A 13,292-nucleotide genomic window follows, 5' to 3' on the forward strand; every position below is an offset into this window, starting at 1 on the left:
GGGGGCCGCGTGGCGGTGTGCGGCCACGGCCCCCGGGGGCGGGCCGGCGGCGGGCCCCGCCTCCTTTTTTTCCCCCACACCGCACCCGCCCCCCACGTATCGAGACTACTGGCGCCCAACAGCAAGGTCCGCTTTTCCGCACTCCTACCGCGCGCGAGCCCCGTAGCGGCCGGCAGGCTCCTGGGCAAAATCAAGGAGGAGGCCGTCGCCATCAGGCGGCGGCCGGGGGACATTTGCCGAGGGGCCTGCGGGTCGCTGCGGGGCCCTTACGCTCGCGGCAGCCCCAAGCGGAGACGCCACCCGATCCACACCGCGCCTGGACGACCAACCGGCGGGCATTGCGTCACGTGCCCCGGTTTGGGCATCCTCCGGGTATGTCATCTCCCCTTCGTTCGATCCATGTCGTGGCCGGCGTCATCACCGACGCCCGCGGCCGCATCCTGCTCAACCGTCGTACCGAGAACCGCGATATGGCCGGCCTGTGGGAGTTCCCGGGTGGCAAGCGGGAGCCCGGCGAGACCTCCGAGGAGGCGCTGGTGCGGGAGCTGCGCGAGGAGCTGGGGATCGAGGCCGAGGTCGGTGAGTGGATCATGGACGTGCCGCAGATCTATCCGGACAAGCGGCTCCGGCTGGAGGTGCGCCGGATCCAGGGCTGGAAGGGCTCGCCGCGTGGCCGGGAGGGCCAGGCGATCACCTGGGTGGCGCCGGACAAGCTGCACCGGTATTCGATGCCGCCGGCGGACCTGCCGGTGGTCGCGGCGTTGCGGCAGCCGGACCGGTATCTGATCACGCCGGAGCCGGAGGGCGAGGAGGACAGCGTCCACCAGGCCTGGCTGGGGCGCCTGGCGCAGGCCCTGGAGAGCGGAGTGCGCCGGGTACAGCTGCGCACGCCGTCCAGCCCGGCGCGGGTGGCGCTGGCCGAACGCGTGATCCAGCAGCATGGAGCGCGCACCCAGTGGCTGCTGAACCGGGACATCGACCTGGCCGGACGGCTGGGGGTCGGGGTGCATCTGGGCAGTGAGCAGTTGCTGGCGCTGGATGCGCGGCCGCTGCCGGCGGGCCAGCTGGTGGCGGCGTCCTGCCACGATCTGGCGCAGCTGCAGGCGGCGCAGCGGCTGGGCTGTGCTTTCGCGGTGCTGGGACCGGTGCAGGCGACGGCCAGCCATCCGGACGCCACGCCGCTGGGCTGGGAGGCCTTCGAGGCGCTGCGCGAGCAGGTGTCGTTGCCGCTGTATGCGTTGGGCGGAATGGGCCCCGGCGATATCGAGGAGGCGCGCCGCCACGGTGCGCAGGGCATCGCGGCGATCCGGTCGCTGTGGCCGGCTACAGCGTGATCCAGAAGCAGCCGTACTGACGGCGCAGGCCGAACACGGTGCGAGCCGGGGTGGCGGTGTTGCCGAGGGTCTGTTCAATGCGCAGGCCGACCGGGCGGGGACGCGAGGGAGCCTCCACAGGGCCTGCAGCGGCGAGCGCCGGGTCCACCATCACAGGCGCGCTTTCCGGATAGACCGGCGCGATGTCGATCAGCGGGCGCTGCACCACCGATTCCAGCCGCCCGATGATGTGGTTCGCGGTGGCGTTGGAGACGTTGCTCCAGAGGTAGATCGAGGACAGCCGGTTCACGTCCTGGGCGCTGACCGCGTCGCGGATCTGCCCGGTCAGTTCACTGAGCCGGCGCGCGCAGCCCGCGCGGTAGATGCCGGTGTTGCCCACGCTCGCGGTGCGCGGGGGCATCCGGGAGGTGGCACCCAGTGCATCGCAGCGGCGATCGGTGAAGACGGTTTCGCCTTGGGCATTGGTGCAGCGGTTCACGCGCTGCGGCGCCTGCGCCAGGGCAGGCGGAGAGGGCAGGCACAGCGCACACAGCAGGAGCCACACGAGCGGTTTCATCGCAGCAGCGTAGCGGCGCGCGCGTTATCTGCAAGCGATGCGTCGCCGGCTCAGCTGCGCAGGAGTTTCAGCACCTGGGTGGTCGGCTTGGCCAGGTTGAGGGTGTAGAAGTGCAGGCCGGGCGCGCCGCCGGCGACCAGCCGTTCGCACAGGCTGGCCACCACTTCGGCACCGAACGCGCGCACCGATTCGGCATCGTCACCGTAGGCCTGCATGCGCTTGCCGATCCAGCGCGGGATTTCCGCGCCGCACTGCTCGGAGAAGCGCCGCAGCTGGCTGAAATTGGAGATCGGCATGATGCCCGGCACGATCGGCACGGTGACGCCCAGCTTGCGCACTGCATCGACGAAGTGGAAGTAGGCGTCGGCATTGAAGAAGTACTGGGTGATCGCCGCATCGGCGCCGGCGTCGATCTTGGTCTTGAAGTGCTTCAGGTCCAGCAGCGCGTCGTTGGCCTGCGGGTGGGTCTCCGGATACGCGCCCACTTCGATCCGGAACGCATCGCCGTGCTCGGCGCGGATGAAGCTGATCAGTTCGGAGGCATAGCGCAGGTCGCCGGGATGGCCCATGCCCGAGGGCAGGTCACCGCGCAGGGCGACGATACGGCGGCAGCCGATCGCGCGGTACAGCTTGAGCAGTTCGCGGATCTCCTCGCGGCTGCCACCGACACAGGACAGGTGCGGAGCCGCGTCGAAGCCATGGTGCTGCTTGAGGTGACGGACGGTCTCGGAGGTGTAGCTGAGCGTCGAGCCGCCGGCACCGAACGTACACGACACATATTCCGGCGCGAATACCTTGAGCCTGGCCGCGGTCCGGTCCAGCTGGGCACGCTGCTCGTCGGTCTTGGGCGGATAGAACTCGAAGCTGATGGCAGTCATGGGCGGGGCGCGTCGGCGGGTGTGGGTGAATCATATCTCTTCATCGCGATGAATGTGAAGTGCGCGGCATGTCGTCTGCACACGGCGCCGGGTACAGTGACCGTGAACTTCAACGGAGCACGGCCATGCAGATTCTCGTCACCGGTGGCACCGGCTTCATCGGACGCCGCCTGTGCACGCGTCTGCTGGCCGATGGCCATGACCCGATCGTCCTGACCCGCCGCCCCGGCCATGACCCGCAGCCGGGCGTACGCAGCGTTGCGGCGCTGGCGGAGGTCGGCCCCGTCCAGGCCGTGGTCAATCTGGCGGGCGAGCCATTGATGGACGGCCGCTGGACCGATGCACGCAAGCAGGCGCTGCGCGCGTCCCGGATCGGCACCACACAGGCGCTGCTGGCGTGGATGACCGCGTTGCCCGAGCGCCCCAGGGTGCTGGTGTCCGGCTCGGCGATCGGCTGGTACGGCCCCCGCGACAGCACGCCGCTGGATGAGACGGCCTCGCCCGGCCATGACTTCGCGGCGATGCTGTGCCGGCAGTGGGAAGCCGAGGCGCTCAAGGCCGAGGATCTGGGCGTGCGCACCTGCGTGCTGCGGACCGGCATCGTGCTCGAACGCGAGGGCGGCGCACTGCAGAAGATGCTGCCACCGTTCCGGATGGGGCTCGGCGGGCCGATGGGCGATGGCCGGCAGTGGATGAGCTGGATCCATCGCGAGGACCTGGTCGGGATGATCCTGTGGCTGCTGACCCGCGATCAGGCGCGCGGCGCCTACAACGGCACCGCGCCCGGCACGGTCACCAACCGGACCTTCGCCGCCACGCTGGGCGAGGTGCTGCACCGCCCCGCGCGGCTGACCACCCCGGCCTTCGCGCTGAAGCTGGGCTTCGGTGAAATGGCCGGGTTGCTGCTGACCGGACAGAACGTGCAGCCGGTGCACGCCTTGGCCGAGGGCTTCGCGTTCCAGTATCCGACGCTGCCGGAGGCGCTGCAGGCGATCGTGGGCGCGCCGGAACGCTGAGGCGCGGATGTTCATCCGCCTCACGCGACCGCTCATCGCCTGTCCACGGCCGCTGCTCATGTAATTACCCCCGCCGCCTCGACCCGCGCCAGTCTCCCTGCTCACCCAGCAGGAGCCTGCCATGTCGACCGTCCGCCACCGCCGTATCCACTCCCTCGCGCCGTTGGCCGCGCTTGCCCTCACCGCATGGGCCACGCTGGTCAGCCCGGCCCATGCGGCCACCGAGCGCTTCCAGGATCTGCAGGTCGAGGTGATCGGCAGCGGCCGGCCGGTGCTGATGATCCCGGGCCTGAACAGCGGAGCCGAGGTCTGGCGCGAGACCTGCGCCGCGCTGCAGCCGCAGGTGCAATGCCATCTGATCCAGCTGCCGGGCTTTGCCGGCGCGCCCGCCGTGGCCAGCGATGATTTCCTAAGCGCCATGCGCGACCGCCTGCTGGCCTACAGCGCGGACCGCAGGCTCGATCATCCGGTCGTGATCGGCCACAGCCTCGGTGGTGTACTGGCGCTGCAGATGGCGATCGCGGCGCCACGGAAGATCGGACCACTGGTGATCGTCGATGCCCTGCCGTACTTCGGCGCGGTCCAGAATCCGGCGGCAACGCCTGCCACGCTCACGCCGATCGCCGAGCAGATGCGGGCCGGCATGCTCGCCGCCGACGCCACGCAGTACGCGGCGCAGACCGATGCCGCGGTCGCCAACATGGCGCACGCCCCCGGGCACGTCGCGACCTTGAAGCAATGGGGACGCGACAGTGACCGCGCCACCACCGCCAACGCGATGTATTCGATGACGATGACCGACCTGCGCGAGCCGATCGCCGGCATCACCACGCCGGTGCTGGTGCTGGGCGCGTGGGCGGCCTATCAGCCGTTCGGTGCGACCGAAGCCAGCACGCGGCAGGTGTTTACGACCCAGTACGCCGCGCTGCCCGGCGTGCGGATCGAGATGAGCCGCGCCGGCTACCACTTCCTGATGTGGGATGATCCGCGCTGGCTGCAGACGCAGATCCGGGGCTTCCTTGATCTGCCTGTGGCGCCCTGACCGGTAGCAGCGTGGAGACGATGAGCGAGAAGCGGACGGCACGCGATACCGGTTTCTGGTGGCGCAACAGCGCGGTCTGGTTGGCCTACCTTGGCGTGAGCCTGCTGCTCGGGCTCACCTACGGAGGGCACTGGTCCGGCATCGTACTGATCTCTGTAATGGTGTCGCTTTCCCTGTGGGTGGGCAGCGCGTTCATCCGCGGCTGGGCGCTGCGGCATGACTGGTTGCAGCGCGATCTCCTTGGACTGACGTGGCGGCTGCTGCTCGCGGTGGTGATCGTGGCGGCGGCTACCCAGTTGCTCACCGCCACCGCGCTGTTGCCCGCGTTGGCCTGGGACTGGGTACAGCTGCCGGGACAGCGCGCGAACTATCGCCCGGCCGCGGTCTTCGGTTACTGGTTCAATACCGCCATCGTGCTGGGCGTGTGGTGCGCGCTGTGGACCGGCCGCCGCGCGTTGCAGCGTGCGCGGCACAGCGAGATGGCGCAGCTGCGCGCCGAAGCGCAGCGGGCGACACTGGAGCACCAGGCGCTGCGTGCGCGGCTCAATCCCCACTTCGTGTTCAATGCCCTCAACAACCTGCGCGCGCTGATCAACGAAGATCCGGCACGGGCACGCGCGATGGTCACCCATCTGTCCAGCACGCTGCGCCATGCCCTGGTGCACACCGACGGTGACTGGGTCACCTTGGCCGAGGAATGGCGCGTGGTGCAGGACTACCTGGCGGTGGAGGTGATCCACTACGAAGACCGCCTGCGGGTGCACACCGACATCGATCCGGCGGCGCTGTCCGCGCGGCTGCCCCCGATGGCGCTGCAGCTGCTGGTGGAGAACGCGATCAAGCACGGCATCGCGGTCCATCCCGGCGGTGGAGAGCTGCATCTCCGCGCGCACCTCGAGGGCGACCGGCTGCGGGTGGAGGTGGACAATCCCGTCGCGCACGACGCCAGCAGCGAAGGCCACGGCATCGGGCTGGCGTATCTGCGCGCGCAGATCGGCATCGACGCGACGCCATCACCCTCCAGTCGGGGCACGTTCCTGCTGGAGCGTCAGGGCGAGCGCATGCTGGCCCGGTTGGAGGTGCAGCAATGAGTGCTTCACTGCGCGTCTTGATCGTGGACGATGCGCGGTTGGCGCGCCGCGAGCTGCGCACCCTGCTGGCGGCGATCCCGTGGGTGGAGTGTGTTGGTGAGGCCGACGACGTGCCCGCGGCACGCGAGGCGATCCTGCGCGAGCAGCCCGACCTGGTCCTGCTCGATGTGCAGATGCCCTCGGGCGAAGGCTTCGATGTGCTCGACGGACTGGAGACGGTACCGATGGTGGTGTTCGTCACGGCCTACGACCAGTACGCGGTGCGCGCCTTCGAAACCAACGCACTCGACTACCTGGTCAAGCCGGTGGAGGCAGGCCGCCTGCAGGCGGCGCTGGAACGCGGTCGGGAGCGCCTCCCGGCACCGGCCGCCCCCCCTGCGACGGACAGCGTGCGCGATGCGCTGGGTGCCGACGATCAGGTGTTCCTGCGCGATGGCGAACGCTGCTGGTTCGTGGCGCTCGGCGAGATCCGCAAGGTTGTGGTCGATGGCAACTATGCACGGCTGTGGTTCCGCGACCAGAACGCGGTGCTGGCACGCAGCCTCAGTACGTTGGAAGCGCGGCTGTCGCCGGCGCTGTTCTTCCGCGCCAACCGCAACACCCTGGTCAACCTGCGTCGCGTGCGGGCGATCGAGCCATCCCTGGGCGATGGCTACGACCTGACCCTGGATGACGGCAGCCAGGTCGAGGTCTCGCGGCGGCAAGCGCGCGAGCTGCGTGAGCGGCTGGCGCTGTAGGGCACGTGCCGCACGCGTTACCCTGTGCGGGATTTCCATCGCCTGACCGTGCCCATGTCCATCGTCCTCACTGCGTTCGCCCGTCCCCGCCTGTTCCCGCGTGTCCCGCGTGGCAACACCATCCAGGACTGCAGTGCCGAGCAGTTCGAACAGCACCTCAACACGCACGCGCCGTTGAAGGTGCTCGATGGCTATGCGCCGTTCTGCAAGCTGCATGTGTATGAGAACTGGACCTCCACACGCTGCCTGACCGTGCCGATCACCGAGGCCAACCGCCACCAGCTGCGCAGCGGGTATGAAGCGCGCAACCGCGACGAGCTGCCAGTGCTGGTGCGCTGGTTTGAAGGCGTGGAATCGCCGCGTGCGAACTACCTGGTCGTCATCCTGTACAGCGCCGGGCAGTTGGCCAAGGAAGGCTCGCCCATCGACGCGGACTGGGGCATCGTCGGCTGCATCTACACCGCCGAACCGGAAGAAGTGCCGATGGCGCCGATCACCATGATGCGCAATGCGCTGGGCGTGGAAGAGGGCGGTTCGGGTGTGCCGCTGGATCGCGAGGCGTATCAGCGCGCGGTGACGTTCTGGGACCGCAACGCCAACTGGCGTCCCTAACGCACGCCTCCCCTGTAGAGCCACCCCATGGGTGGCTGTACGCGGACCGGGGCGAAACGCAGCCACGCATGGCGTGGCTCTACAGGTCTATGAAGCGTCCACTTTGATGCCCATGCGCCGGAGCATCGCGGCGAATGCGGCCAATTCCTCGGGTGCGGCCACCAGTGCGATGCGCAGCGGCGAGGCCGCCAGGCCCAGCGCATCGGTGGTGATGGCATCCAGGTGCAGCGCCAGTGCGTCCGCCGAGAGCTGCGCAGAGTGGATGCCACCGTAGGCCGAGCGTGCCTGCGCGTGCAGGCAGACATGCACGCCATCCTGGCCCAGGGCGATGTCCTGCGCATCGGGATGCTCGGCCTTCTGCAGCAGCAGGTAGCGGCGGGTGTCGTGTGCGTGGTCGGCCAGGCCGGCCATCAGCACGCCGTCGTCCGCGCCGACGTGGATGACGGCGGCAATGAAGTCATGCATGCGATGGGTGTCCGTCAACGGTTGGAAGGGTCAGTGTCCACTCCCACCAAGGGTAGTGATACTCGCGGTCGGTGGCCAGCCAGTGCGTTGCGCAGTCCACGCAGGTGACCGAATGGGCCTCGCCCCAGCCGCCCTCGGCTTCACCCACGGCATCGATGACCACATGCCCGCGCGTGGCTTCCCGACGCGGATCGAAGAACGGGTAGTGTGGGTAAAGCGCACACAGGCAGCCGGCCCGGTCCCGCCAGAAGCGCAGCCGGCGCAGCGCGAACTGCAGGTGATGGTTATTGGCGAACAGGGCGCCACCCAGCGCGATGTGCGCGGTGGCGCGCTCGATCCGTTCGACCCACGGCGAAAGCGCGTCCAACTCGGCCGGATCACGGAGCTGGGCGATGGCGCAGGCCGCGCTGTAGATGCGGTCAGGCTCTGACGACAGCAGCGCCTGCAGGTGCTGCGCGCCAGGTCCCTCGGTGGGGGCGGATGGGTCCCGGTTGAAAGGCCAGCGCATCACCGGGCCTTGCCGATGGCGGCATAGCATCCGCCGGTGAGCTGCAGCAGATCGGCCGGTGCCAGCGCCACCTCCAGCCCACGCCGCCCGGCGCTGAAGTGCAGCACTGGCAGCGCCCGTGCGCTGGCATCGAGGAAGGTGCGGTGCCTCTTCTTCTGCCCCAATGGGCTGATGCCGCCGACCAGGTAACCGGTCGCGCGCTGCGCCGCTTCGGCGTTGGCCATCCCGCACTTCCGGCAGCCGGCCGCTGCGGCGAGTGCCTTGAGGTCCAGTGTGCCGCTCACCGGTACGATCGCCACCAGCAGCTCGTGCGTCTCGGTGCTTGCCAGCAGCGTCTTGAACACCTGCGCCGGATCCAGCCCGAGCTGCTGCACTGCCTCGCCACCGTAGGATTCGGCGGCGGCGTCATGGTGATAGGACAGCACGCTGTGCGCGATGCCGGACTTCTTCAATAGATTGATGGCGGGGGTCATGGCGGCATCGTAGCGTGGGGTACGGCATGTCGGCTTGACCCAGGCTATCGGAACAGCCGTACCGACCAACGGTCGGTACCTACCGTGTTCTGCGCGCCGACGAACGGTCAATGTCCGCCACCTGGTAGGTCACGACCGTTGGTCGTGACGGCGTTCAACCCAACAAAAACGGGCGCCTTTCGGCGCCCGTCTGTTTTCAACGCAACTGGACCGGCATGCCGATCAGTAGCGGTAATGCTCCGGCTTGAACGGACCATCCACCGGCACGCCGATGTAATCGGCCTGTTCCTGGCTCAGGGTGGTCAGCTTCACGCCGATCTTTTCCAGGTGCAGACGCGCGACTTCCTCGTCCAGCTTCTTCGGCAGCAGGTACACCTTCTTCTCGTAGCTGTCCTTGTTCGCCCACAGGTCGATCTGCGCGAGCGTCTGGTTGGCGAACGAGTTGGACATCACGAAGCTCGGGTGGCCGGTGGCGCAGCCCAGGTTGACCAGGCGGCCTTCGGCCAGCAGGAAGATCGCGTTGCCGTTCGGGAAGACGTACTTGTCCACCTGCGGCTTGATGTTGACGTGCTGCACGCCCGGGAAGCCGACCAGCGCATCGACCTGGATCTCGTTGTCGAAGTGGCCGATGTTGCAGACGATGGCCTGGTCCTTCATCGCGCTCAGGTGCTCGATGCGGATGATGTCCTTGTTGCCGGTGGTGGTGACGTACAGGTCGGCACGGCCCAGGGTGGATTCGATCGTGTTGACTTCGAAGCCTTCCATCGCAGCCTGCAGGGCACAGATCGGATCGATCTCGGTGACCACGACGCGCGCGCCGTAAGCACGCAGCGAAGCGGCGCAGCCCTTGCCCACGTCACCGTAGCCGCAGACCACGGCGACCTTGCCGGCCAGCATCACGTCCATCGCGCGCTTCAGGCCATCGGCCAGCGACTCGCGGCAGCCGTACAGGTTGTCGAACTTGCTCTTGGTGACCGAGTCGTTGACGTTGATCGCCGGGATCAGCAGGGTGCCGGCCTGGGCCAGCTGGTACAGGCGGTGCACGCCGGTGGTGGTCTCTTCGGAGACGCCCTTCCAGTCCTTGACCACGCGGCCCCAGTAACCCGGGCGCTCCTTGGCCACGCGCTTGAGCAGGTTCTTGATGACCTGTTCTTCGTGCGAGGCGGCCTTTTCATCGACCCAGGTGCTGCCGTTTTCGAGCTCGTAGCCCTTGTGGATCAGCAGGGTCACGTCGCCGCCATCGTCCACCACCAGTTCCGGACCGGTCAGGGTGCCGTCGGGCAGGGTGAAGGTCAGCGCGTCCAGGGTGCAGTCCCAGTATTCCTCCAGCGACTCGCCCTTCCAGGCGAACACGGGGGTACCGGACGCGGCGATCGCCGCGGCGGCGTGGTCCTGGGTCGAGAAGATGTTGCACGAGGCCCAGCGCACGTCGGCGCCGATGTCCTTCAAGGTCTCGATCAGCACCGCGGTCTGGATGGTCATGTGCAGCGAGCCGGTTACGCGCACGCCCTTCAGCGGCAGGGTGGCGGCGTGCTTGCGGCGGATCGACATCAGGCCCGGCATTTCATGCTCGGCGATGTCCAGCTCCTTGCGGCCCCAATCGGCCAGGGAGATATCCGCAATCTTGTAATCGCCTTCGGTGGAGAAGGTCTTGGCAACAGCGTTCATTCAAAGCTCCGGTGTAATGACGAGTCGATACTCGTGTTCGCCGGGCGCCGTTGGAACCAATCCTGGCCACCGAGCCTGGCCGCCCCCGGACAAGGTCCGGAACGGTCGCAGCGCCCCTCGGTGGAGGGTCGCCCATTATATCGCGGCCCGCTGCATTGGCATGAATCGGTCCCCGCCCCCAACCATCGGCAGGGGGGCGATCGGCGCCCGGCTGTTAAGGTCGGGGGTTCGTATCAGCACAGGCACAGAACATGACACGCACCCCCGGTCGACGCGCTCCCCAGTGGCGCCATACCTTGATCCTCGGGCTGGCCCTGCTGGCGGTGCCGCCGATGGCGCTGGCCGCCGCCCCGGCCGCGAAGACCACTGCGCAGACCGTGGCCCCCACCAAGGGCGATCAGGGCGGCTACCAGTTGCCGTCGCCGGCCCTGCAGGCCGTGGTCGATGCGCCGCGTGCCCCGACCCTGAGCCTGTCCCCGCGCCGTGACCTGGCCGCGCTGCTGCAGACCCCTGCGCTGCCGTCGATCAACGACGTCGCCCAGCCCGAATTGAAGCTGGCCGGCCTGCGCATCAACCCGGCCACGCATTCGGCCAGCCGCTTCAGCTTCGCCGACAAGCTGTGGCTGATGAGCGTGGCCGACGGCAAAGAGCGTCAGATCACTGGACTGCCGCAGCCATTGTCGATCGCCACCTTCGCCTGGTCGCCGGACCAGAAGTACATCGCCTTCAACCAGGTGCACGCCGCCACCGGGACCAATGAACTGTGGATCGTCGATGTCGAGGCCGGTTCGGCGCGCCGCCTGGTCGGTGACCTGAACACGGTGATGGGCGATGGCTACAGCTGGCAGCCCGACAGCCGCGGCCTGCTGGTGATGCAACAGCTCAAGGGCCAGGGTCCGGCACCGGCCGCCGGCGGCATTCCGACCGGCCCGGCGATCCAGCAGACCGAGGCCGACGCCGGCGTCCGCACGATCCGCACCTACCAGGACATGCTCAAGAACGAGGCCGACGCGCGCCTGTTCGATTACTACGCCAGCGCGCAGCCGGCCAAGGTCGCGCTCAACGGCGTGACCACGCCGCTGTCCAGCGGTGGGGTCTACTGGGATGTCACCCTTTCCCCGGATGGCCGCTACCTGCTGAGCGAGCGCGTCGTGCGCCCGTACTCCTACCTGGTGCCGGCGAGTGCGTTCGCGCGTCGCATCGAAGTGCTGTCCGCCCTGGACGGCAAGCTCGAACACACCGTGGCCAACCTGCCGTTGAAGGAAGGCCTGCCGACCGGCAACGATGCGGTGGCCACCGGCGTGCGCCGGATCGACTGGCGCGCCGATGCGCCGGCGACCCTGGTCTGGGCCGAAGCGCAGGACGGCGGCGACCCGAACCGCGAGGCCAAGGTGCGCGATGCGGTGCTGATGCAGGCCGCCCCCTTCGACACGCCGCCGGTGACGCTGGCACAGCTGGGCAGCCGCTATGCAGGCATCCAGTGGGGCCGTGGCGATCTGGCCCTGCTCAACGAGTCGTGGTGGAAGAACCGCGAGGTCAAGCAGTGGCGGATCGCACCGGACCAGCCGGAGAAGGCGGCCGAGCTGCTGTCGGCGCGTTCCTCGCAGGACCGCTACAACGACCCGGGCCGCCCCGGCCTGGTGCGCGACGTCAACGGTCGCTCGCGTCTGCAGGTCAGTGCCGATGGCCGCAGCATTTTCCTGTACGGGCTGGGTGCCTCGCCGGAAGGCGACCGTCCGTTCGTGGATCGCTTCGATCTGGACAGCAAGCAGACCACGCGTCTGTTCCACTCGCAGGCCCCGTCCTATGCCGCGCCGGTGGCCCTGCTCGACCAGGAAGGCACCTCGCTGTTGCTGACCCGTGAATCGCCCGATGAGCCGGCCAACTTCTACGTGCAGTCGCTGGCCGATGCCACCGCGGCGCCAACGGCGTTGACCCACTTCCAGCACCCGCTGCCGCAGCTGCGGGGGGTGAGCAAGGAGCAGATCCGCTACAAGCGCAACGATGGCGTCGACCTGACCGCCACGCTGATGCTGCCGCCGGGCTACAACGCGAAGAAGGATGGTCCGCTGCCGTTGCTGATGTGGGCCTACCCGGGCGAGTTCAAGACGGCGGAAGCCGCCAGCCAGGTCACTGATTCGCCGTACCGCTTCAACGCGATCAGCTACTGGGGCCCGCAGGCGTTCCTGGCCAAGGGCTACGCGGTGCTGGTCAGCCCGTCGATGCCGATCATCGGCGAGGGCGACAAGGAACCGAACGACACCTACCTGCCGCAGCTGATCGCCAATGCCGAGGCGGCCGTGAACGAAGTGGTGCGGCGTGGCGTGACCGATCGTGAGCACATCGCGATCGGCGGTCACTCCTACGGTGCGTTCATGACCGCCAACCTGCTCGCGCATACCCGCCTGTTCAAGGCCGGCATCGCACGCAGCGGTGCCTACAACCGCACACTGACCCCGTTCGGCTTCCAGGCCGAGGAGCGCAACTACTGGCAGGCGCAGGATGTCTACCAGAAGATGTCGCCGTTCAACTACGCCGACAGGATCAAGGACCCGATCCTCTTCATCCACGGCGTGGACGACAACAACTCCGGCACGTTCCCGATCCAGAGCGAGCGCATGTTCGCCGCGGTGAAGGGGCTGGGCGGTACCTCGCGGCTGGTGATGCTGCCGAACGAATCGCATGGCTACCGCGCGCGCGAATCGATCATGACCATGCTGGCGGAAAGCGAGCGTTGGCTGGAGCAGACCGTGGGCGAGGGCAAGCCGGTCAAGAAGAAGCGCTGACCACACCCAGCCGGTCCCGCCGCGGCGGGACCGGCTACGAGCCGATGCAGATCTTGATCGTGGATGCCGACCGGTTGGCATCCACGGAAAATGACGGGTAGGTACCGGCCGTTGGCCGGTACCAGA

General features: G+C 68.2%; 13 protein-coding genes and 1 riboswitch. Of the genes, 7 read left to right on the plus strand and 6 right to left on the minus strand.

The features are described from left to right. Window positions 1-374 precede the first annotated feature (374 nt). Window positions 375-1,334, plus strand: a complete 960-nt coding sequence (locus ABE473_RS14755; RefSeq protein WP_346490007.1) for a Nudix family hydrolase — start codon at window positions 375-377, stop codon at window positions 1,332-1,334. Here ABE473_RS14755 and ABE473_RS14760 read toward each other — a convergent pair. Both ABE473_RS14760 and metF read right to left on the minus strand, forming a co-directional pair. Beyond that, complete coding sequence (locus tag ABE473_RS14760; RefSeq protein ID WP_346490008.1) at window positions 1,324-1,890, minus strand: hypothetical protein; 567 nt, start codon at window positions 1,888-1,890, stop codon at window positions 1,324-1,326. The genes ABE473_RS14755 and ABE473_RS14760 overlap by 11 nt on opposite strands. Before the next feature lie 50 nt (window positions 1,891-1,940). Then, the gene (gene metF, locus ABE473_RS14765; RefSeq protein ID WP_179460769.1) at window positions 1,941-2,768 is read right to left on the minus strand and encodes a methylenetetrahydrofolate reductase [NAD(P)H]; all 828 of its coding nucleotides are present in this window, start codon (window positions 2,766-2,768) and stop codon (window positions 1,941-1,943) included. Window positions 2,769-2,893: 125 nt separating this feature from the next. On the opposite strand from metF, the gene ABE473_RS14770 reads away from it, so the two are divergent. From ABE473_RS14770 to ABE473_RS14790, 5 genes are all read left to right on the plus strand, one after another. Then, window positions 2,894-3,784 (plus strand): TIGR01777 family oxidoreductase, encoded by an 891-nt coding sequence (locus ABE473_RS14770; RefSeq protein ID WP_346490009.1) that lies wholly within the window; start codon window positions 2,894-2,896, stop codon window positions 3,782-3,784. 121 nt (window positions 3,785-3,905) lie between these two features. After that, the gene (locus ABE473_RS14775; RefSeq protein WP_346490010.1) at window positions 3,906-4,826 is read left to right on the plus strand and encodes an alpha/beta hydrolase; all 921 of its coding nucleotides are present in this window, start codon (window positions 3,906-3,908) and stop codon (window positions 4,824-4,826) included. Between the two features lie 20 nt (window positions 4,827-4,846). Then, window positions 4,847-5,917: a histidine kinase gene (locus tag ABE473_RS14780; RefSeq protein WP_346490011.1), complete on the plus strand. Its 1,071-nt coding sequence runs from the start codon at window positions 4,847-4,849 to the stop codon at window positions 5,915-5,917. Further along, entirely contained in the window at window positions 5,914-6,654 is a 741-nt protein-coding gene (locus tag ABE473_RS14785; RefSeq protein ID WP_346490012.1) for a LytTR family DNA-binding domain-containing protein, read from the plus strand. Before ABE473_RS14780 ends, ABE473_RS14785 begins: the two co-directional genes overlap by 4 nt. Before the next feature lie 54 nt (window positions 6,655-6,708). Beyond that, complete coding sequence (locus ABE473_RS14790; protein ID WP_346490013.1) at window positions 6,709-7,266, plus strand: DUF3228 family protein; 558 nt, start codon at window positions 6,709-6,711, stop codon at window positions 7,264-7,266. A gap of 87 nt (window positions 7,267-7,353) precedes the next feature. Here ABE473_RS14790 and ABE473_RS14795 read toward each other — a convergent pair whose 3' ends face one another. The 4 genes from ABE473_RS14795 to ahcY form a co-directional block, all read right to left on the minus strand. Then, window positions 7,354-7,731: an Imm10 family immunity protein gene (locus ABE473_RS14795; RefSeq protein WP_319213114.1), complete on the minus strand. Its 378-nt coding sequence runs from the start codon at window positions 7,729-7,731 to the stop codon at window positions 7,354-7,356. After that, complete coding sequence (locus tag ABE473_RS14800; RefSeq protein ID WP_346490014.1) at window positions 7,724-8,239, minus strand: hypothetical protein; 516 nt, start codon at window positions 8,237-8,239, stop codon at window positions 7,724-7,726. Before ABE473_RS14800 ends, ABE473_RS14795 begins: the two co-directional genes overlap by 8 nt. Further along, on the minus strand, window positions 8,239-8,712 hold the full coding sequence (ybaK, locus tag ABE473_RS14805) for a Cys-tRNA(Pro) deacylase (protein WP_346490015.1): 474 nt from the start codon (window positions 8,710-8,712) through the stop codon (window positions 8,239-8,241). The genes ABE473_RS14800 and ybaK overlap by 1 nt, the downstream gene beginning before the upstream one ends. A 222-nt stretch (window positions 8,713-8,934) precedes the next feature. Then, window positions 8,935-10,380, minus strand: coding sequence for an adenosylhomocysteinase (gene ahcY / locus ABE473_RS14810; RefSeq protein WP_176990380.1), 1,446 nt, complete (start codon window positions 10,378-10,380; stop codon window positions 8,935-8,937). 35 nt (window positions 10,381-10,415) lie between these two features. Next, window positions 10,416-10,505: riboswitch (S-adenosyl-L-homocysteine riboswitch) on the minus strand. Between the two features lie 126 nt (window positions 10,506-10,631). Here ahcY and ABE473_RS14815 point away from each other — a divergent pair. Then, window positions 10,632-13,166: a prolyl oligopeptidase family serine peptidase gene (locus tag ABE473_RS14815; protein ID WP_346490016.1), complete on the plus strand. Its 2,535-nt coding sequence runs from the start codon at window positions 10,632-10,634 to the stop codon at window positions 13,164-13,166. Window positions 13,167-13,292: the final 126 nt, after the last annotated feature.

The sequence above is a fragment of the Stenotrophomonas sp. TWI700 genome, from assembly GCF_039673645.1.
Classification (GTDB): Bacteria; Pseudomonadota; Gammaproteobacteria; order Xanthomonadales; family Xanthomonadaceae; genus Stenotrophomonas; species Stenotrophomonas maltophilia_AA.